Genomic DNA, 19,274 nt, shown 5'->3' with positions numbered 1-19,274 from the left:
AAATTCGGGTTTCCGCAGGAGGGCTTGGCCATGGACGGCGTTACAGTCATCAATCATCCGCTGGTGCAGCACAAGCTGACCATCATGCGCAAGAAGGAGACCTCGACGGCTGGTTTCCGTCGGCTGCTGCGTGAGATTTCCACCCTGCTCTGCTACGAGGTCACCCGCGATCTCGAACTGACGGAAGAGACCATCGAAACACCGATGCAGACCATCCAGGCGCCGGTGCTTGAGGGCAAAAAGCTGGTTTTCGCCTCGATCCTGCGCGCCGGCAACGGCCTGCTCGAGGGCATGCTAGAACTGGTGCCTTCGGCCCGCGTCTCGCATGTCGGTGTCTACCGCGACCATGAAACGCTGGAAGCCGTCGAATATTACTTCAAGGCGCCGGAGAGCATGGCCGAACGCCTCGTGATCGTCGTCGACCCGATGCTCGCCACCGGCAATTCCTCGATCGCTGCCATCGACAAGCTGAAGGAGCGCGGTGCGGTGAACCTGCGTTTCGTCTGCCTTCTGGCAGCGCCGGAAGGCATCAAGAACTTTCAGGCTGCCCATCCGGACGTTACAATCTTCACAGCCTCGATCGACAGCCATCTCAATGAGCACGGTTACATCGTTCCCGGCCTCGGCGATGCGGGTGACCGGATGTACGGGACGAAGTAATCCTTCGGATTTTTTCGATTTCTTAACCTGATTTTCAGTTGGAAAGCCGCCGCGGATAAAAACCGGCGGCTTTTTGCATCCTGTTAGACAGGATCATGCTTAGCTCGTCGCTGTTTCTGACGTCGCGGAGTGTGGCTCGAATGCTGGTACGAATGGCTGTTTTTGCCGGGGGAATGGTTGCGGCGGCTATGGTGCTGCCGGGGCTTGCCACTTCCTATCTCGACCAGCCAATGGCCGAGGAAACAGACGCCAAGCCGCAGCCGGTGAGCACAGCGAAATATGCGGGCGGGCGCGGGGTGCTGCTGCAACCAGGCGCAGGCGGACATTTCTTCGGTACATTCGCCATCAACGGCCGCAAGGAAAACGGGCTTGTCGATACCGGAGCAAGCACCGTCGCCATCAATGTCTCGGCCGCCAGGCGCCTTGGGATTTCCACCGGTTCACTCTCCTTCACCGTACCGGTCGGCACAGCGAACGGCACCGTGAAGGCGGCGCGTGTCTCGCTCGACCGGATGGAGATCGGCACCATATCGGTCAAGGATGTGGACGCACTGGTGCTGCCGGACAAATCGCTCTCCGGCATGCTGGTCGGCATGAGCTTTCTCGGCAAGCTGTCGTCCTACAGCGTCGAAGGCGGGGCCTTGCGCCTTATTCGCTGATCCGGGACACGATCACGGGACGCTCGGCGGCGGTTGCGTCACCTACCTCGTAAATCTCCAGCAGTCGGGCGCGAGACGCCAACGCCTTGTCCTCGTTGGATGCGTGGACGAAAGCGAAAGGTTCGCCCTTACCAACCTTGGCGCCCAGCGGTTTCAACCCACTGAAACCAACGCTGTGATCGATCGGTTCGTTCGGGCGGGTACGACCGCCGCCAAGCGCGATCACTTCCATACCGATGTCGCGGGCGTTGCAGCGTGAGAGATAGCCATCGCGCGGCGCTTCGACCGGCAGGATGACCGCCGCCTTCGGCAGGTAGCCTTGCGGATGATCAGCGAAATCGGCGGGGCCGCCCAGGAGATGAACCATGCGGCCGAACCGCTCGAGGGCAGCACCGCTCTGCAGGGCGCGGCTGGCAAGATCGGTTGCCTTGGTTGGACTTGCGGCAACACCGGCTGTCATCAGCATTTCCGCGGCGAAGGACATGACCACGGCTTCCAGCCGCGTCCCGGCTTTTTCGCCACGCAGGAAGGCCATGCAGTTGACGATCTCAAGCGCATTGCCGGCAGCATCCGCCAAGGGCTCGTTCATGTCGGTGATGAGCGCCGTGGTCCGGACCCCTGCGCCATTGGCAACGCCGACCAGCGAGCGGGCCAGCGTCTCGGCTTCGTCCAGCCCAACCATGAAGGCGCCATTGCCGATCTTGACATCAAGCACCAGCGACTGAAGCCCGGCGGCGAGCTTCTTCGACAGGATCGACGCGGTGATCAGCGGCACGGAATCGACCGTCGCGGTGACGTCGCGGATCGCGTAGAGCCGCCGGTCAGCGGGGGCGAGTTCGGCGGTCTGGCCGATGATGGCGCAACCGGCCTCTGCCACCGTCTGCCGGAACAATGCCTCCGACGGCATGATGTCATAGCCGGGGATCGATTCCAGCTTGTCGAGCGTCCCGCCGGTATGGCCAAGCCCTCGCCCGGAAATCATCGGCACGGCAAGGCCGCAGGCAGCCACGATGGGGGCAAGCATCAGGGAGACATTATCGCCGACGCCACCGGTCGAATGCTTGTCGGCGACAGGATGACCGATATCAGCCCAGGACAGAACATCGCCGCTGTCGCGCATGGCGAGCGTCAGCGCGACGGTTTCATCGAGGTTCATGCCGGAAAACCAGACGGCCATGGCGAAAGCCGCCACCTGCCCCTCGGAAATCGATCCGTCGGCAAGACCGCGGATGAAGGCGGCGATTTCCGCCTTGTCCAGCGCCGCGCCATCCCGCTTTCTGCGGATGATTTCCTGCGGGATCATCAATAGGCCGCCGCGCCGGCGACAGGCTCGCGGCCTTCGAAGACCGACAGGATATCGCCGAGCAGACCCGACGCGCCGAACCGGAAAGTCGAAGGCATCGGCCAGTCCGGGCTATGAATGGTAGCGGCGAGATTGAGATAAAGCCGGGCATCGCCGACCGTGCGCACCCCACCGGCCGGCTTGAAACCGACCTTGCGGCCGCTTTCGCGGATGCAGGTGAGCATGATGTCGGCGGCTTCAAGCGTCGCGTTGACGGCGACTTTGCCGGTTGACGTCTTGATGAAATCGGCGCCTTCCTGAATGGCGATGTGGGAGGCGCTGCGGATGAGATCGCGGTCCTTCAATTCGCCGGTTTCGAGGATGATCTTGAGCAGGACAGGTGCTGCGCATTCAGCCTTGACGGCGGAGATCATGGTGCGGACGGCCTGTTCGTCACCGGCCATGAAGGCGCGGTAAGGAATGACCAGATCGATCTCGTCGGCGCCATCGGCGATTGCCTGGCGGGTTTCCTTGACGACCGTTTCCACCGGCAGATCGCCGGACGGGAAATTCACGACAGTCGCAATCTTCACAGCGCTGTTCGGTCCAAGGATCGCCCGTGCCTGGGCGACAAAGCGCGGCCAGATGCAGATGGCGGCGGTGTGGCCGAACGGCGTGCGGGCTTGGGCGCAGAGCTTTTCGATGGCTTCCGGCGTGCAATTGTCGGTGAGGTCGGTCAGGTCAAGCAGCGACAGGGCAAGCGACGCGATCTGGCGATTGTTGGCTTCGAGCATCATGGGTTCCGTCCATTTTCTGAGATGACACTACACGACCGAAGCAGCGGCCACGAGCGCATGTTCTATACGCTTGAGCGCGCCGCGCAAACCGTCATGCGCGCTACGGCCGGCATGAAATGCCGATCGAGCTTCATCCGGAGATCATTTGCGTCAGGATGGAGGCCAGACGCCGGCCGCCGATCGGGGCCATGTCCTTGGTCTCGTGATGGCTGAGTTCGCCACCGGTCATGCCGGCCCCATAATTGGTAATGACGGAAGCGGCCGCGACCTTCAGGCCGAAGAACCGGGCGAGGATGACCTCCGGCACGGTCGACATGCCCACCGCATCGGCGCCGAGAATGCGCGCCATGCGGATTTCCGCTGGCGTCTCGAAGTTGGGGCCGGAGAACCACATGTACACGCCGGCTCCCAAGGGAATATCGAGCTTGATCGCGGCGGCGCGCATGCGCTCGGCAAGCTCCGCGTCATAGGCGGAGGTCAGGCCGACGAAGCGATCGTCGCTATCGACGCCGATCAGCGGGCTGACACCGGAGAAATTGATATGGTCGGCGATCTGCATCACCGAACCCGGCGGCAAGTCCTCCCGCAGGGAACCGGCGGAATTGGTCAGAATCAGCGTTTCGACGCCCAGCGCCTTTAGCGTCTCGATCGGTCCGCGCATGGCATTGGCATCGCCGCGCTCATAGAAGTGGACACGGCCTGACAGCACAATGACAGGCACGCCACCGATCGTTCCGCCCACCAGTTCGCCGGCATGGCCGGAGACGGCGCTGACGGGAAAACCCGGAATATCCGCATAGGAAATCCGCACCGGATTTGCCACCGCCTCGACCAGCGAACCGAGGCCGGAACCGAGCACGATCCCGTAGCGCGGTGAAAGCCCAGCAAGCTTCCCCTTCAGCATGTCGGCGGCGGCGGTCATCCGAGGATTTCGGTTTCGAAGGAATGCGGCAGCAGGTCGGAGAGCGACAGCGTCTTTTTCACGCCGGCCTCATCGCATAGATAGATCTGTGTCGAGGCGCCGGAAAATTCGGCGAGGCGTTGGCGGCAGCCGCCGCAGGGCGGGCAGAGCGCCAGCTTTTCGGCGATAACAGCGACTTCGAGGATCTTGCGCTGGCCGGCCATGACCATATGGCTGATCGCGGTCGTCTCGGCGCACCAGCCCTCCGGGAAAGACAGGTTCTCGATATTGGCGCCGGTATAAATCTTGCCGTCCTCGGCGCGAATGGCGGCACCGACCGGAAACTTGGAATAGGGTGCATGCGCCTTGGCCATCGCCTCGCGGGCGGCTTCGAACAGATCATTTGCCATAATCAACGCTCCTTCACATAGGGTATGCCGCCGGCCTTGGGCGGGATCGCCTTGCCGATGAAGCCGGCGAGCAAGACGACGGTCAGAATATAGGGCAGAGCCTGCATCAGTTGCACCGGCACCTGACCGATCAGCGGCAGCGGATTGCCCTGCAGGCGGATCGCCAGTGCGTCGAGGAAGCCGAACAGCAGACAGGCCAGCATGATGTTGAACGGCCGCCACTTGGCGAAGATCAGCGCGGCGAGCGCGATATAGCCCTTGCCCGCCGTCATGCCCTTGACGAAGCCGGCATTCATGGCAAGCGACAGGTAGGCGCCGGCAAAGCCGCACAGGATACCGGCGCAGATGACCGCGCGATAACGCAGCCAGATGACCGAAATGCCGGCCGTATCGACGGCGCCGGGGTTTTCACCCACGGCCCTCAGCCGCAGGCCGAAACGGGTGCGATAGAGGATCCACCAACTGATCGGCACCATGGCGAAGGCCAGATAGGTCAGCGCGAAATGGCCGGACAACAGATTGGAATAGATCGGCCCGAGGATGGGCACGTCCTTCACCGCATCGGCGAAGGGGAAGGTGATCGTCTGGAAACGCGCGTCGCCGGCCAAAGCGGGTGTACGGCCGCCCTGGCGGAACCAGGCTTCGCCGAGAATGACGGTGGAGCCGGCAACGACGAAGTTGATGGCGACACCGGAGACGATCTGACTGCCACGCTGGGTGATCGAGGCATAGCCATGGACCAGTGCCAGAAGCACCGAGATGAGGATGGCGCAGAGCAGCCCGATGATGACCGAGCCGGACACGGCTGCGACGGCGCCGGCGGCAAAGGCGGCACCCAGCATCTTGCCCTCAAGCCCGATATCGAAGACGCCTGCTCGCTCGGTGAAGAGACCGGCAAGCGCCGCGAAGATCAGCGGCACGGAAACGCGGATGGTGGATTCGAGAAGAGCGATGATGGTGTGGAAAAGGTCCATGGATCAGGCTCCTCGTGTCTGTGCGGCGGCAGAGGAGCGGCTGCCGATCGCCGCAAAGGCACGCCCGATCGCCGGGCGGAACATGTTTTCCAACGCGCCTGCAAACAGGATTACGAGACCCTGGATGATGACGATCATGTCGCGCGAGATGGACGGCATCTCGAAGGCGATTTCCGCGCCGCCCTGATAGAGCATGCCGAACAGGATCGCCGCCGGAATGATACCGGCCGGATGCGACCGGCCCATCAAGGCCACGGCGATGCCGACGAAGCCCGCGCCCTGCACGAAATCGAGCTGCATTCGGAACTGCTCGCCCATGATCGGGTTGAGCGCCATCAGGCCCGCCAGACCACCCGAAATCATCATGACGATGATGGTGATGCGGGTTTCGCTGATGCCGGCATAGCGCGCTGCCGACGGGCTATGGCCCATGGTGCGCATTTCGAAGCCGAACCGCGTGCGCCAGATCAAAACCCAGACGGCGAATGCAGCAAAAAGGGCGAGCAGGAAAGATACGTTGAACGGCGCATTGCCGACATTGAGCCCGAAGATGCCGAGCAGCCAATCCAGCTTCGGCAACTGACCGCCAGCCTCGAAGGTGCGGGTCTGTGTCGCCATCGAGCCGAGCGGCTTCATCACCTTGGTCAGCAGATAGACCATGATGCTGGAGGCGATGAAATTGAACATGATGGTGGTGATGACGATATGGCTGCCACGCTTAGCCTGCAGCCAGCCGGGCAGGAAGGCCCAGAGCGCGCCGAAAGCAGCCGAACCGATGATCGCCACCGGGAAGACGATGAACCAAGGCATGGTCTTGTCGAGCCACAGGCAGGCCAGTGCCACGCCAATGCCGCCGATATAGGCCTGGCCTTCGCTGCCGATATTGAACAGGCCGGCATGGAAGGCGACGGCGACCGAAAGGCCGGTGAAGATGAAGGTCGTCGCATAGTAAAGCGTGAAGCCGATATATTCGCCACGGCCGAAGGCGCCGTTGATCATGTGATAGGCCGCCTTCAGCGGGTTCTCACCGACCAGCAGAACGACCAGTCCGGCAACGAGGAAGGCGACGACGAGATTGATCAGCGGGATCAGGCCGTATTCTGCCCAGGCCGGCAGTTTTGCATATGGATTGCTCATTCGGCGGCCTCCTTGCGGCCTTCGACCCCGGCCATCAGCAGGCCGAGTTCCCCTTCGGTCGCATCCGGATCCCGCTCGCCGACGACGCGGCCGGCGAACATGACGATGATACGATCGGACAGGGCGCGGATTTCATCGAGTTCGACCGAGACAAGCAGAACCGCCTTGCCCTGGTCGCGCATCTCGATGATCCGCTTGTGGATGAATTCGATGGCGCCAACATCGACGCCGCGCGTCGGCTGGCCGATGATCAGCACGTCCGGCCCGCGCTCCATCTCGCGCGCCAACACGATCTTCTGCTGGTTGCCGCCGGAGAAATTGGCCGTCTTCAGCCGCGGATTGGGCGGCCTGATATCGTATTTCTTGATCTTTTCCTCGGCATCCGCCTGGATCGCCTTGGTGTTCAAGAAGACGCCGTTCAGGTAGCGCTTGTCATGGTGATAGCCGAGAATACCGTTCTCGGCTTCCTCGAATTTCAAGACGAGGCCGACATGGTGGCGGTCCTCCGGGACATGCGCGAGGCCACGATCACGCAGGTCGCGCGGATCGGCGTGGCCGGTGACATCGATCGGCTTGCCGTTCAGCAGGACCGAGCCGCTGACCGCCTTGCGAATGCCGGAGATCGCCTCCAGCAGTTCGGACTGGCCGTTGCCCGCCACGCCCGCAATGCCGAGGATTTCGCCAGCGCGCAGGTTGAAGGAGACATTGTCGACCATGGTGACGCCACGGCCGTCGCGCACCGTCAGGTTTTCGACCGACAGCTTCACGTCGCCGGGATTGGCCTCGCCCTTGTCGACCCGCAGCAGAACGCGGCGGCCGACCATCAGTTCGGCCAATTCCTCGACCGAGGTTTCGTTGGTCTTGCGCGTCGCCACCATCTCGCCGCGGCGCATGACCGAGACCTCGTCGGTGATCGCCATGATTTCGCGCAGCTTGTGGGTGATGAAGATGATCGTCTTGCCCTGGTCCTTCAACTGGCCAAGGATACGGAACAGGTGATCGGCTTCGGCCGGGGTCAGAACGCCGGTCGGCTCGTCGAGAATGAGGATATCGGCCTTGCGATAAAGGGCTTTCAGGATTTCGACGCGCTGCTGCAGGCCGACGGGCAACTCCTCGATCAGCGCATCCGGATTGACCTCCAGCGCATATTCCTTTTCCAGCCGCTTCAGCTCGACGCGGGCCTTGGAAATGCTGGTATTGAGAATCTGGCTGTCTTCAGCCCCGAGCATGACATTTTCGAGCACGGTGAAATTTTCGACCAGCATGAAATGCTGATGCACCATGCCGATGCCATGCGCGATCGCCGCATTCGGATCCTTGATCGTCACGACATTCCCATCGACGACGATATCGCCGCTGTCGGCCTGGTAGAAGCCGTAGAGAATCGACATCAGCGTCGACTTGCCGGCACCGTTCTCACCGATGATCCCGTGGATGGTGCCCTTGCGGACGGTCAGGTTTATGTTCCTGTTTGCATGGACAAGACCGAAACTCTTGTCGATGCCACGCAATTCGATGGCAATATCGCTCATATTGACCCACGTTCCCCAAGTCGGCCCGGTTTCATCCGTGTTGACCACGGGCGCCCAGGCATCGATTTTTTTACCAATTGGTATAAGTTTAGCATCGAATTTCGCGCATGGTAGCCCAAAAATCGAAGACGGACCTACTCTTCCCAGTTCATTCGAGAGAGTCCAGCGGGATTTGCATCGCTTGCACAAGCACAAGACGGAAATGCCGCCATGTCCCTGCACAACCACAATCCATGTGATACTGGAGGGCAGCGCGAGCGCCGAACGCAGGCTTGGCCACAGGAGACAGACATGAGCGAAGCACGCATTACCCAGCTCGAAGAGACCATCGCCCATCAGGCCAAGACCATCGAGGAACTGTCCGATCAGCTAACGGAACAGTGGAAGGTCGTGGAACAGGTCCGCGCCAAGCTCGACCGGCTGACCGAACGCTTCCTCAATCTGGAAGAACAGAGCCTCGAGGTCCCGGCAATCACGCGGCCGCCGCATTATTGAAGGCTTTTGCCGTCTTCCTGCCCATGACGATTGAACCAGACTTTGGTCCCGTGCCGGCAAGCATTAGTCCAGGAAGGCTTGCAGCCGCCTAATTGCCGCAATGTACTGGCATGATATATCCGCGCACCAGCACGGGTGAAGCCAGGAGAGAACCATGCCAGTCAAGACCATTGCCACCTCGGTCCTGATCACTTTCGCCGTCTCGCTCACCGCGCCAATCGGCAGCGCCTCTGCCAAGAACGGCGACCATGGTGGCGGCAACGGTGGCAGCCACGGAAGCAATTCCGGACGCGACAAGTCCAACAGCGGCCATTCCCGAGCCGCAAAGAGTGATGATCGCTCCGGCGAACGGAAAAACAAGGTCCATATCGCCCGAAAGGCCGAAAAGACCGAGGTCGCGGAACGAGCAAAGCTCAGCTCGCTGAACCGCAATTATCATGCCTACCTCAACTCAAACGATCCGCGCTTTTCGGATGTCTTTGCCTATGCCCGCGCCTATGCCGAATATGAGCTGAAATACGGGACCGATACGCTTCCATCCGATCCGGCCCTCTCGGACGAGGCCTTGCGGGATGCATTGGCAAGCGCTGCCGGAACGACGACCGTGTCAGATGCGACACTGGATCGGGCCAAACATATTCTCGGCGTCGGCGATGATTTCGGCAAGATTGACCAGATCAGAAGGGCGCTGGCGACGTCGGCCGAAAACAACGACTGATCACCATGCAACGAGCATAAAAAGCCGCCGATCTGCAGAGACCGGCGGCTTTTTTTATTCACATAACGATCGATCAGTAGGGGCAGGCTTCGTCCGACATGTAGTCGTGAACCTGGACCGTGCCGGCAATGATGTCGGCCTTGGCCTTGTCGACGGCGGCAGCCATTTCCGGGGTGATCAGGGCCTTGTTGTTGTCGTCGAGCGCATAGCCGACGCCATCTTCCTTGAGGCCGAGGTTGGAAATGCCGAACGCGAACTTGTCGTCCTTGGCTGAGGTGAAGGCGTCGTAGACGGCGACGTCGACGCGCTTGAGCATCGAGGTCAGGACCTTGCCCGGCTGCATGCCGTTCTGGTTGGAATCGACGCCGATGCCGAGCTTGCCCGCATCAGCGGCAGCCTGCAGAACGCCGACGCCGGTGCCGCCGGCAGCGTGATAGACGACATCAGAACCCTGGTCGAACTGCGACTTGGCGATTTCGCCGCCCTTGACCGGGTCGTTCCAGGCGTCTGGCGTGGTGCCCGTATAGGCTTCCAGAACCTTGACGTCAGCGCCGGTGGACTTGGCACCGCCGACATAACCACAGGCGAACTTGTGGATCAGCGGGATATCCATGCCGCCGATGAAGCTGACGGTCTTGGACTTCGAAGCGAGGCCGGCGAGAACGCCGACGAGGTAGGAGCCTTCCTGTTCCTTGAAGACGACCGACTTCACGTTCGGCTTGTCGACGACCATGTCGATGATGGCGAACTTGATGTCCGGATATTCGACGGCAACCTTTTCGAGGGCAGCAGCCCAGGAAAAGCCGGCCATGACGATCGGGTTGTTGCCGTCGCCGGCAAAGCGGCGAAGCGCCTGTTCGCGCTGCGCATCGTTGGCGATTTCGAACTCGCGATATTCGATACCGGTTTCAGTCTTGAACTTCTCGGCGCCGTTAAAGGCCGCTTCGTTGAAGGATTTGTCGAACTTGCCGCCGAGATCGTAGATGATCGCCGGCTTGATGTCGGCGGCGAGCGCCGTGGCCGACATCATCGAGAAAGCAAGGAGACCGAGGAGGGGTTTTTTCATTGTGCAGCCCTGTTGTTGCTATTGATCTTGTTGGGTCCTCCCGCAAGCTCCTCTGCGGGAGCATGTCTGCGGAACCACCACTCCCTTTCAAGGGTATGTCTGGCTGGGGCGCATCCTTGCATGCCTCAAATCAAAATTCACCCGAAATTTTTCAATTGGTAAAAAAAGGTAAATTGCCCAAAAAGGCGGCGAAATCAGTGTGTTTTGGGAAAAGCATGCCCAAAAATGCTGCCAGTGGGGACGCTCGCCACCCTTGGGACACACCCCCTCAAAAGAACAAAAGGCCGCCGGGCTTTCGCGCGGCGGCCTTTCGAAATCGGGGTGGAACAGCTTACCAGGACTTGCTGAGCTTCAGCGTGATCGTCCGCTGGTCGCCGTAGCCGCAGGTGAACTCGCCTTGGCAACCCTTGACGTATTCCTTGTCGAACAGGTTGGTGACGTTCAGTGCAGCACCCCAGCCGTTCTTTTCGTAACGGATCGCCGCATCGGCAACCACGGCATCCGGCACCGTGAGGGTATTTGTGTTGTTGGCGTAGGATTCGCCCTGGTAGCGAAGGCCGCCTCCAACGCTCACGCCTTCGATCGGGCCGTCCGTCACGAGATACTCGACCCACAGAGACGCCTGCTGTTCCGGTATGAGGTACGGGCGATTGCCGACGAGCGCCGGGTTCAGGTCTTCGGTGATTTCGAGATCATTGTAGGTATATGTCGCCAGCAGCTTCCACTTTTCATTCAGGTTGACCTTGCCTTCCAGTTCGAGGCCGGTCGAGGTCACCTCGCCAAGCTGCTCCTGCAGGAAATCAGGACGCGTCAGCGCAACGTTCTTCTTGACGATCTGGTAGACGGAGGCGGTCAACGAACCGTCGAAGAACGTCGGATCGTATTTCACGCCGCCTTCGATCTGATGGCCCTCTTCCGGCTTCAGTCCACCCCCGAGATAAGAGGTGCCGATCAGCGGATTGAAGAAGGTCGCGACCGATACATACGGGGTCAGGCCGTTATCGAACTCGTAGGCAATACCGGCACGACCGCTGAGCGCGCTGTCGTCGAACGTGTAGGAACCGGTCGTCAGGCGCGAATCATTGTCGATATCCACATAGTCGTAGCGACCGTTCAGTGTCACCAACCAGCCATCGCCGAAACGAACCTGATCCTGGGCATAAACGCCAATTTGGTTCAATCTGGTAATGCCGTCGAGATACGTGTTGTAAGCCGGCAGAGGGTTCCCATATTCCGGATTGGTGGGGTCGATGTCCAGATCATCATTAAAGATGAAGGCAGAAGCCTGCGTTTGATCGATCTTGTAGTTCTTGTAGTCCAGTCCTGCCAGGAACTTGTGTTCCAGAGCGCCAGTCTGGAACTCCTTTTCAACACGGGTATCGACCGAGAAATTGTCGACAGAGGTATCGTGCTTGAAGCCAAGACGAGCCAACTCGTTCGGGTTAAAGGCGCTATACGCGTATGGATAGACCAGTTCCTCCCGCTTATCCAAGTGCGCGAAACGTAGGTTCTGCGAGACTTTCCAGCCATTGTCGAATTCATGGCTGAGTTCGTAGCCAATGATTTCCTGGTCATAGCGGCCGAAGTCATGATCGGGTTCGCCAAAGAAGAAATCACGGTCGATCTTGCCGCCGAACGGTCCATCGGTCACCGTACCGGCATACGGCAGGAAGCCATTGCCGACATGGGTCTGGTCGAGCGAGGAAGCGATGGCGTAGACGGTCAGCGATGTCGCGTCATCCGGCGAATAGGTAACCTGCGGCATCAGGAAACCGCGCAGGTCTTCCGAATAATCCGAATAATTGTCGCCGCCCGCGACCTTGCCGGTCACGCGGTAGGTCCAGGTGCCGTCGGCGCTCAACTTGTCATTGGCATCGAAGCCGAAGAAGGCGTTGCCGAAATTGTTGATGCCGATTTCGGTCGAATAGGCGGTCTCGTCCTGCGGGCGCTTGCGCATCAGGTTGACGATACCGCCCGGGCTCGACCCCCCGTAGAGAACGGAGGCCGGCCCCTTCAGCACTTCAACGCGCTCCAGCATGTAGGCGTCCGTCTGGAAGCCCCCGAAACCATAGGAGAAGAGATTGAGGCCATCGAGGAAGACGCCGGTCTGGGTCGCGTCGAAGCCGCGGATGTAGAACCAGTCCGTGTCCGGATCGCTGCCAAAAGGCTCGGTCGACACGCCGGCTGTGTAACGCAGCGCCTCGTCGATCTTGGTGACGACACCGCGGTCGTCGAGTTCTTCGCGGCCAATGACCGAAACCGACTGCGGGATCTCGGAAACCGGCGTCGCGGCCTTGGCGCCGGTGCCAGTGGCCTTGGCTACATAGCCATCGACAGGGCCTGTAGCATCCTTGTCGGTTACGTCCTGCCCGCTTTCGACCGTCAGGCGCTCCAACTGGGTGGCTCCACCCGCCGCATCCTGCGCCATGGCCGCCTGCGGCAATGTTACAACAGCGATCGCCGCGCTTGCCATCAGCACGCGATAAAGACCAGTCCCCTTGATCTGCATATATTGGTCACCCCAGCTGATACCGGACCGCACCTGCCCCCGTCGGCCCTGCGAAATCCGGCAATGTCATGAATATAAGCTGAGTATTTATCTCAACTATGCGGCGGCGGGATTGTCTCTGGCTGCGGTAATTGAACGATTCTGGCGCATATTCCGCATCGCACACAGACAATGGGACAACCTAAGCCCTCTGGCTTTTTGCCCAGCTGGCCGGCGTGGCGCCCACCATCTTACGGAAGACGCGGGTGAAATGCGCCTGGTCGGCAAAACCGGTCTCGGCAGCCACCACGCTCATCGGTAGATCGGCGTTCAGCATCAACTGCTTGGCGCGCTCAATGCGCGCTTTCATCTGCCACTGATGCGGCGGCAGGCCGGTGGAGGCCTTGAAGGCATGGCTGAAATAGGATTGCGACAGGCCGGTGAGTGTAGCCAACTCCTCCAGCCGGATACCACGCAGGCAATTGTCCTCGATATAATCGATCGACCGGCGCAGCTGCCATGTCGCCAGCTCGCTGCGCTTGCGGGTCTTGACCGGCGCGAGCTTCATCACGTCGATCAACAGCGCTACAGCCAGGCCATCGCCATAGAGATCGTGCAGCGGCTGCGGATTGATACATTCGGCGGCGATCAGTTCGGCAAGCGCGAGGAAGCGCGGCTCCGAAAACATCAGCCGCGGAATGTCCAGCTGTCCGCGATCGAGGTCCTCGCCCAAGCGACGGCTGAGGGTTTCGATGTTGAAATGCAGGTCGAGATGGCGAACATAGTCTGTATCGACCATTTCCGCCCAGAGCTCCATGCCGGCGGGAATATAGGAAATCACCTGCCGCCGGCTGTCCTCGGCAACGGGCTGATGCGTCTGGCGCAGGCGCAGATTGCGCCGCCCGCCGCCCTTGGCGTCGAGGACGATGAACAGACGCGGATCATCGGCAACATAGAACCCACCTGCCGCAGGTGCGCATTCGACATCCCAGAGATCGGCGACGATACCATTCCACTCGCGCCGGTTCAGACCGCCGATGACGGAGAAGCCGGAAATCCTGTTGTTCATGCGCGGTTGAAAGGTCATCGGGGTCTCAAGGCTGCAGGCATGGATAAAACCTGCTTTTAATAGTCATGTTTTTGACTAATCCAGAACCCGAATCTTTGCAATTGCTCAAACACAGCGCAAACGCCCGTTTCCCGGCGGTTGTGACCTTTTCGCCATGAAATTTTCGCCCAATGGGCGCAGGCAAGTTCCGCCTGCATGTTATACGCGCGGAAAAGGCCTCCCCTGTATTTGCAGGTCGTAGAGGAAGAATGACGGGACGCGGTCTTATCGCCGAGACCAAACCGCGTATACGGCACGCTTCAGGCTGAAAACCGGCCTGCCACCGGCGGACGCCTGTAGGCGACCATCCAGAGCACCAGAGAGATCAGGAGAAGAAAGGCAAAGGCGGGCTGCTGCAGCGACCAGCGGATCAGGGGATCGAACATGGCAATGCCGGCATGCGGTCTTTCCAGCGACTGCACCAGAGCCGTTGTCGACGGGCCGCCGGCGGCCAGGGCCGTCGCGAGCGGCGTCAGAACCGGCTGGGATGCCGAGACAGACTGGATGGCATCCACCGACGCCACCAGGACACCGAGGACAAGAGACAGAAAACTCGCAAATCGCAGCAAGAAACGCATTTACCCCTCCCCGCATTGCCGTCCGCCGTCTCAACCGCAGACCGGTGTCAACCAGAAATAGGCATGTCGCCCGCAAAGGGCAATGGTGCGGTTTGGTGGCAGCATGTTGGAAGAAGTCAAAAAACTGTCAGAAACCAGTTGATCCCATGGAGCGCATCGGTATATACGGCGGCGGTTCGCTGGTTTGCGCTGGCGAGCACCCGATCGGTTAAGCCGAGCGGACGCCAAGAGAAAGCAATCGCTTGTCTCTGATCCACCGGACCCAACCGCCGGTGCGATTGAAAAACGGACAGGTGGCCGAGTGGTTGAAGGCGCACGCCTGGAAAGTGTGTATACGTGAGAGCGTATCGCGGGTTCGAATCCCGCTCTGTCCGCCATTCTCTTCTTGATCCAGCTCAATGATCACCTAATCCCCAGTGGATGCGTTCTCTTTCCCTGATCCCCGAAATGCGGCCGATGCGCTACCCCAGCGTCGCTGGGAAGACTATCGATAATAGGGATCTTCCCTATAGGTCGTACCGACATAGCAGTTGGTCTCGAAGCAGCGCGGGCTTCTGTGGGCCGCCAGCCCGGAAGAGATGGGCGGTGGCATCTTGCGATGACGATAGTCGACCTTCGGAACAGCGTAATATTCGCTCCGTCCGAGGACGACCCGCTCACTATAAACACCGTCCGGGGCGGCCGCGTAGTAATCGTAACTATCGCTGGTGCAACCGGACAATGTTGCGACGGACAATCCAAGGGCGCCGAAAATAGAGAACAGCGTACGGCTCATGTCGACCTCCAGACGAGAAACTGGCGGCAGGTTAACACAGGCTAAGTTAACACAAGGCAAGCTTCGTCCGCGTGATCCCTTCCCGTGGAAGGCGGATCAGCCGAGACGCGGAAGCATCTTTTCCAGTTCTTCCCAATTTTCGTCCATGGCATAGGCGGGCGACAGAAGCGGGATGGCCAGATGACCAAAGGCGATCGAAAGCTGCCTTTCGGCCGTTTCCTCACTCTTGCCCGCGATCTGGTTGAGATAAATGACCGAGGCGAGACCGGTCCGGTCGGCGCCGGACTTGCAATGGATCAGGATCGGTTTTGGAGCGTCCCGCAGAAGAGCGATCAACTGGTGCGCCTCGTCAAGCGTGAGCGCACGGTACGCCGACATCCTGAAATCGATATGACGCATGCCGAGCGTGGCGGCCGTCGCAACCTCTTCGCGGTACCAGGGCGCATCGACCGCGCTGCCGCGCAGGTTGACGATCGTCCTGATACCATAACGCTTGGCATAGTCGGCGACATCGGCGGCGGTCGGCTGGCTGGAGCGGTAGAGTTCACCCGGCAAAACCTCGTGGAAATTGCCGGTCATCTGCATGCCCAGCAGGTAAACGCCGATTGCGAGGCCAGCCACACCGGTTACCGCCCCACCCCATTTGAAAAGTCTCTTGCCCATTGTGCGACATCCTTGTTTCGGATGTCTTGGGCTCTGTCGCTGACAATGAACTGAACGAAACCGCCATCATGTCGCGGTCTCAGCGGTCAAGCGCTTTATTTTCGCGTGCGCGCCAATGTGTCAAAAATACAATATGAAGCTGTGCGATGAAGACTTCGGTTCCGGTGAGTTGCGCTGTGCGGGCTTGACGTGTACCGCGGACTATGGGCGGAGTTGCCTCCACCAGAATAAGCATTTTTCAATTCTCGTATTTTTGCCGGAAGCGCCATCATGACCATGTCGCATAAGAAGCCTGCAGTATTCGGTTCCGTGAAACGGTTTGGGCGAATGGCGCTCATCATCCCGCTGATCCTGACGCTGAGCGCCTGTGGCGGCCACATCAAGGGCGTCATGCAACCTGTTACCCTTGCGGCCGAGCCGCAGGGAGGCGCGGTTGTCGACATGCTCGTGGCGACCAGCCGGCGGCCGTCCGACGATCCGGCAACGCTTTTTTCCGGCGAGCGCAGCATACAGCCGTCCATCACGGACGTTGCGGTCTCGATTCCGCCGGCGCGCGCGTCGGGTACCGTTCAATGGCCGAAGAAACTGCCACCCAATCCGCAAACCGATTTCACGGTTGTCCGCGTGAAGCCGCTGACAACCGTGGCTGACGGGCACGAATGGGTGCGCCGCCACTCTCGCGGCGGCCATGCGATGGTCTTTATCCACGGCTTTAACAATACTTACGAGGATTCGGTTTTCCGCTTTGCGCAGATCGTTCACGATTCAGGCGGTGACGTCACCCCGGTCCTTTTCACCTGGCCATCACGCGCAAAAGTGTTTGACTATAACTACGACAAGGAAAGCACGAACTATTCGCGAACCACCCTCGAACGAACGCTGAAGGCGTTGATCGAGGACAAGAACATCAAGGACATCACCATCCTCGCTCACTCGATGGGAACATGGCTGGCGATGGAATCGATCCGCCAGATGGCGATCCGCGACGGCGGCCTGCCGAAGAAGATCGAAAACGTCATCCTCGCCTCGCCCGATATCGATGTCGATGTGTTTGCTCGCCAATGGACCGAACTTGGGGAACACAAGCCGAACTTTACCATCTTCGTCTCGCAGGATGACCGCGCCCTTGCCCTGTCGCGCTACATTTCGGGCGATGTCCAGCGCTTGGGGCAGATTAATCCGGCGGAAGAACCCTACAAGACCAAGCTGGAGGCGGCTGGCATTACTGTCGTCGACCTGACCACGGTGAAATCGGCAGACAGCCTCAACCACGGCAAATTTGCCGAAAGCCCGGCGATCGTGCAATTGATCGGTCAGAGGCTTGTGACGGGACAAACACTGACAGACTCCACGATCGGCGTTGGCGACGGCATCACCGCAATCGTTGCCGGAACAGTTGGCACCGTCGGCAAGGTTGCTGCCACCACAGTCGCGGCACCGGTCGATCTTGTCTCCGGCAATCTGAAGACCCCGCCGAAGAAGAAGCCAGAGCATATCGATGGAACGCTTCAGGCCGAGCCTGCACTGTTAAACTGACACGATTTGTCGGGGCGCTTGGCCCCGACCGTTCCGCGCGACTGAAATCTCCGCAGCCGTCAGCAACGGCTGCGGAAATCTCCTCGGAACCATAAGGCCCTGCGCGTCGTTTTGCTCGAAAGGAGTAAGACCATGCCGACAACCATTCCCGTTCCAGACGACGAAAACCCGCGCGGCCCCCAGGTTACGCCCGGCATTCCAGACCGCTCGCAGGAGAAGCCCGCGAAGCCGCCGGTGATCGACAAGGGCGACAACAAGAACCCGAACGATCCGGTGCTCGACCCGGCTCTGCTGCCGATCGGCGATCCTGCGGGAATGGCGTGAGGAGACGATGATGTCGACGGACGATACCAATGTGACTCCAGAACAGAAGAAGCCAAAGGATGTACACCGCCCGCCCGGCCAACTCTCGCACGCCGATGAAAAGTCGAAGGCGCCGCCGATGGTTCAACCCATCGGCGGAAAGGATGAGAGTGAGCGGCCCGTGGTGAATCCCGTCACCGGCGGAGCGCTTTGAGGAAGAACGCAAATGATTATCTCAGAAACTCAGAGAATGGCTGCGCACCGGGAGTATCGCCAGCTGATGTTTAGACAGCTGCTGATGTGGCTGATTGGCGTACCACTGCCAATTCTCCTCGTCATCGCGTTGTTCGTGTTCTGAGCCACAAGACAATGGGCACCCAAGGGGCGCCCATATAGCTTCACAGCGAGACCGGGAAAACTCCCGTGCGATGCTGCAAGTCCAGACCATTCCGGCAACTTGCCTCAATGCCTGATCACCTCGACCCTGTTTTCGATGAGATGGACGCCGATAACAGCGGCGGCCGCCTCCTCGACACAACCGATTTCTGCCTCACAGGACACAAACCCGCTCAAGATCACCGTTCTGCCCAACGCCGTCACGGACAGGTTTGACGTGTCGATCAACGAGACATACTGGATGTATCGTAGGACCTTGCCGGCGAGTTCATCGTCCGTCAGGTCCGGATGGTCGTCTTGATGAATGTAGATCTGCTTGTGCATCGCGGTGGTGTCCTTCATGGGAACAACGCGAGCTTTTCCTGAATGTTCCGCAATTCCGCCAATGTGTTTTCAAGGCAAACAACATGCACTTCAGGCGGCATGCAATCCGGCGACGAGACATCGGTGCGTTACAGATCAGGCGCCGGCCTGAGGACCGGCCTGGACATGGATATAGGCTTCCACGGCGGCGGCGATGAAATCCTGCCGCGCGTAGTCGACGGGCTGTTCGCCGCGCAGGACGTGGCCACACATGCGGATCGCGGCCTTGTAGGCTGTCCCGTCATGCACGGGCCACTTGTCGAGCAGGCATTCCGCCGCCTCGCGCGTGTTGCGGATGATGCGGTAATGTCCAATGCCGTCGAGTTCCAGGACGACGGGTTCCTGCCACCATTTTTCGATCATAGGGCAACCTCCAGTCATTATCCTGTCATATGAGCCTTGCGTGAAATGTACGCAGCGAAGGCAATCAGGG

General features: G+C 60.0%; 22 protein-coding genes and 1 tRNA gene. 8 read left to right on the top strand and 15 right to left on the bottom strand.

Annotation, left to right across the window (positions count from 1 at the left end):
- The first annotated feature begins 30 nt into the window (after positions 1-30).
- Positions 31-660, top strand: coding sequence for a uracil phosphoribosyltransferase (gene upp, locus ASG68_RS16745; protein WP_062582289.1), 630 nt, complete (start codon positions 31-33; stop codon positions 658-660).
- 140 nt (positions 661-800) lie between these two features.
- Positions 801-1,319 carry a TIGR02281 family clan AA aspartic protease gene (locus tag ASG68_RS16740; RefSeq protein WP_062582288.1) on the top strand — a complete coding sequence of 173 codons (519 nt, stop codon included), beginning with the start codon at positions 801-803 and terminating at the stop codon, positions 1,317-1,319.
- Here ASG68_RS16740 and deoA read toward each other — a convergent pair.
- The 7 genes from deoA to ASG68_RS16705 all read right to left on the bottom strand — a co-directional run bounded on the left by deoA (position 1,309) and on the right by ASG68_RS16705 (position 8,352).
- Complete coding sequence (deoA, locus tag ASG68_RS16735; RefSeq protein WP_062582285.1) at positions 1,309-2,622, bottom strand: thymidine phosphorylase; 1,314 nt, start codon at positions 2,620-2,622, stop codon at positions 1,309-1,311. The two genes, ASG68_RS16740 and deoA, sit on opposite strands and share 11 nt — an antisense overlap.
- Positions 2,622-3,395 (bottom strand): deoxyribose-phosphate aldolase, encoded by a 774-nt coding sequence (gene deoC, locus ASG68_RS16730; RefSeq protein ID WP_062582440.1) that lies wholly within the window; start codon positions 3,393-3,395, stop codon positions 2,622-2,624. The genes deoA and deoC overlap by 1 nt, the downstream gene beginning before the upstream one ends.
- Before the next feature lie 133 nt (positions 3,396-3,528).
- Complete coding sequence (locus ASG68_RS16725) at positions 3,529-4,320, bottom strand: purine-nucleoside phosphorylase (protein ID WP_062582283.1); 792 nt, start codon at positions 4,318-4,320, stop codon at positions 3,529-3,531.
- Positions 4,317-4,709: a cytidine deaminase gene (locus tag ASG68_RS16720; protein ID WP_112408623.1), complete on the bottom strand. Its 393-nt coding sequence runs from the start codon at positions 4,707-4,709 to the stop codon at positions 4,317-4,319. The genes ASG68_RS16725 and ASG68_RS16720 overlap by 4 nt, the downstream gene beginning before the upstream one ends.
- A gap of 2 nt (positions 4,710-4,711) precedes the next feature.
- Positions 4,712-5,683, bottom strand: a complete 972-nt coding sequence (locus tag ASG68_RS16715) for an ABC transporter permease (RefSeq protein WP_062582279.1) — start codon at positions 5,681-5,683, stop codon at positions 4,712-4,714.
- 3 nt (positions 5,684-5,686) lie between these two features.
- On the bottom strand, positions 5,687-6,820 hold the full coding sequence (locus tag ASG68_RS16710) for an ABC transporter permease (protein ID WP_062582277.1): 1,134 nt from the start codon (positions 6,818-6,820) through the stop codon (positions 5,687-5,689).
- Positions 6,817-8,352, bottom strand: a complete 1,536-nt coding sequence (locus tag ASG68_RS16705; protein WP_062582275.1) for an ABC transporter ATP-binding protein — start codon at positions 8,350-8,352, stop codon at positions 6,817-6,819. Before ASG68_RS16705 ends, ASG68_RS16710 begins: the two co-directional genes overlap by 4 nt.
- A gap of 291 nt (positions 8,353-8,643) precedes the next feature.
- Here ASG68_RS16705 and ASG68_RS16700 point away from each other — a divergent pair, with 291 nt between their 5' ends.
- Both ASG68_RS16700 and ASG68_RS16695 read left to right on the top strand, forming a co-directional pair.
- Complete coding sequence (locus ASG68_RS16700; RefSeq protein WP_062582274.1) at positions 8,644-8,847, top strand: SlyX family protein; 204 nt, start codon at positions 8,644-8,646, stop codon at positions 8,845-8,847.
- Between the two features lie 154 nt (positions 8,848-9,001).
- A complete protein-coding gene (locus ASG68_RS16695) occupies positions 9,002-9,565 on the top strand; it encodes a hypothetical protein (protein WP_062582272.1) in 564 nt (187 codons plus the stop codon).
- Between the two features lie 73 nt (positions 9,566-9,638).
- On the opposite strand, the gene ASG68_RS16690 is transcribed toward ASG68_RS16695, so the two are convergent.
- From ASG68_RS16690 to ASG68_RS16675, 4 genes are all read right to left on the bottom strand, one after another.
- Entirely contained in the window at positions 9,639-10,631 is a 993-nt protein-coding gene (locus ASG68_RS16690; protein ID WP_062582269.1) for a BMP family lipoprotein, read from the bottom strand.
- 331 nt (positions 10,632-10,962) lie between these two features.
- Positions 10,963-13,140 (bottom strand): TonB-dependent siderophore receptor, encoded by a 2,178-nt coding sequence (locus tag ASG68_RS16685; RefSeq protein ID WP_062603561.1) that lies wholly within the window; start codon positions 13,138-13,140, stop codon positions 10,963-10,965.
- A gap of 181 nt (positions 13,141-13,321) precedes the next feature.
- Positions 13,322-14,206, bottom strand: a complete 885-nt coding sequence (locus ASG68_RS16680; RefSeq protein ID WP_062582265.1) for a helix-turn-helix domain-containing protein — start codon at positions 14,204-14,206, stop codon at positions 13,322-13,324.
- 281 nt (positions 14,207-14,487) lie between these two features.
- Positions 14,488-14,805 (bottom strand): hypothetical protein, encoded by a 318-nt coding sequence (locus ASG68_RS16675; RefSeq protein ID WP_062582263.1) that lies wholly within the window; start codon positions 14,803-14,805, stop codon positions 14,488-14,490.
- A 287-nt stretch (positions 14,806-15,092) separates the two neighbouring features.
- On the opposite strand from ASG68_RS16675, the gene ASG68_RS16670 reads away from it, so the two are divergent.
- Positions 15,093-15,182 (top strand) — tRNA-Ser (locus ASG68_RS16670).
- Between the two features lie 107 nt (positions 15,183-15,289).
- On the opposite strand, the gene ASG68_RS16665 is transcribed toward ASG68_RS16670, so the two are convergent.
- Together ASG68_RS16665 and ASG68_RS16660 are read right to left on the bottom strand one after the other, a co-directional pair.
- Positions 15,290-15,580 (bottom strand): hypothetical protein, encoded by a 291-nt coding sequence (locus tag ASG68_RS16665; protein ID WP_062582261.1) that lies wholly within the window; start codon positions 15,578-15,580, stop codon positions 15,290-15,292.
- A gap of 96 nt (positions 15,581-15,676) precedes the next feature.
- Positions 15,677-16,243, bottom strand: a complete 567-nt coding sequence (locus ASG68_RS16660; protein ID WP_062582259.1) for a dual specificity protein phosphatase family protein — start codon at positions 16,241-16,243, stop codon at positions 15,677-15,679.
- Positions 16,244-16,519: 276 nt separating this feature from the next.
- Here ASG68_RS16660 and ASG68_RS16655 point away from each other — a divergent pair, with 276 nt between their 5' ends.
- From ASG68_RS16655 to ASG68_RS16645, 3 genes are all read left to right on the top strand, one after another.
- Entirely contained in the window at positions 16,520-17,779 is a 1,260-nt protein-coding gene (locus tag ASG68_RS16655) for an alpha/beta hydrolase (RefSeq protein ID WP_062582438.1), read from the top strand.
- 132 nt (positions 17,780-17,911) lie between these two features.
- Positions 17,912-18,103: a hypothetical protein gene (locus ASG68_RS16650; protein ID WP_062582257.1), complete on the top strand. Its 192-nt coding sequence runs from the start codon at positions 17,912-17,914 to the stop codon at positions 18,101-18,103.
- 10 nt (positions 18,104-18,113) lie between these two features.
- The gene (locus tag ASG68_RS16645; protein ID WP_062603594.1) at positions 18,114-18,296 is read left to right on the top strand and encodes a hypothetical protein; all 183 of its coding nucleotides are present in this window, start codon (positions 18,114-18,116) and stop codon (positions 18,294-18,296) included.
- A gap of 248 nt (positions 18,297-18,544) precedes the next feature.
- Here ASG68_RS16645 and ASG68_RS16640 read toward each other — a convergent pair whose 3' ends face one another.
- Together ASG68_RS16640 and ASG68_RS16635 are read right to left on the bottom strand one after the other, a co-directional pair.
- Positions 18,545-18,820: a BON domain-containing protein gene (locus tag ASG68_RS16640; RefSeq protein WP_244484254.1), complete on the bottom strand. Its 276-nt coding sequence runs from the start codon at positions 18,818-18,820 to the stop codon at positions 18,545-18,547.
- 117 nt (positions 18,821-18,937) lie between these two features.
- Entirely contained in the window at positions 18,938-19,204 is a 267-nt protein-coding gene (locus tag ASG68_RS16635) for a DUF982 domain-containing protein (protein ID WP_062582256.1), read from the bottom strand.
- Positions 19,205-19,274 lie beyond the last annotated feature (70 nt).

The sequence above is a fragment of the Rhizobium sp. Leaf453 genome (assembly GCF_001425605.1).
In the GTDB taxonomy this organism is placed as follows: Bacteria; Pseudomonadota; Alphaproteobacteria; order Rhizobiales; family Rhizobiaceae; genus Pararhizobium.
Note: the sequence above shows the minus strand (reverse complement) of the source record. Positions and strands in the feature narration are given on the sequence as shown.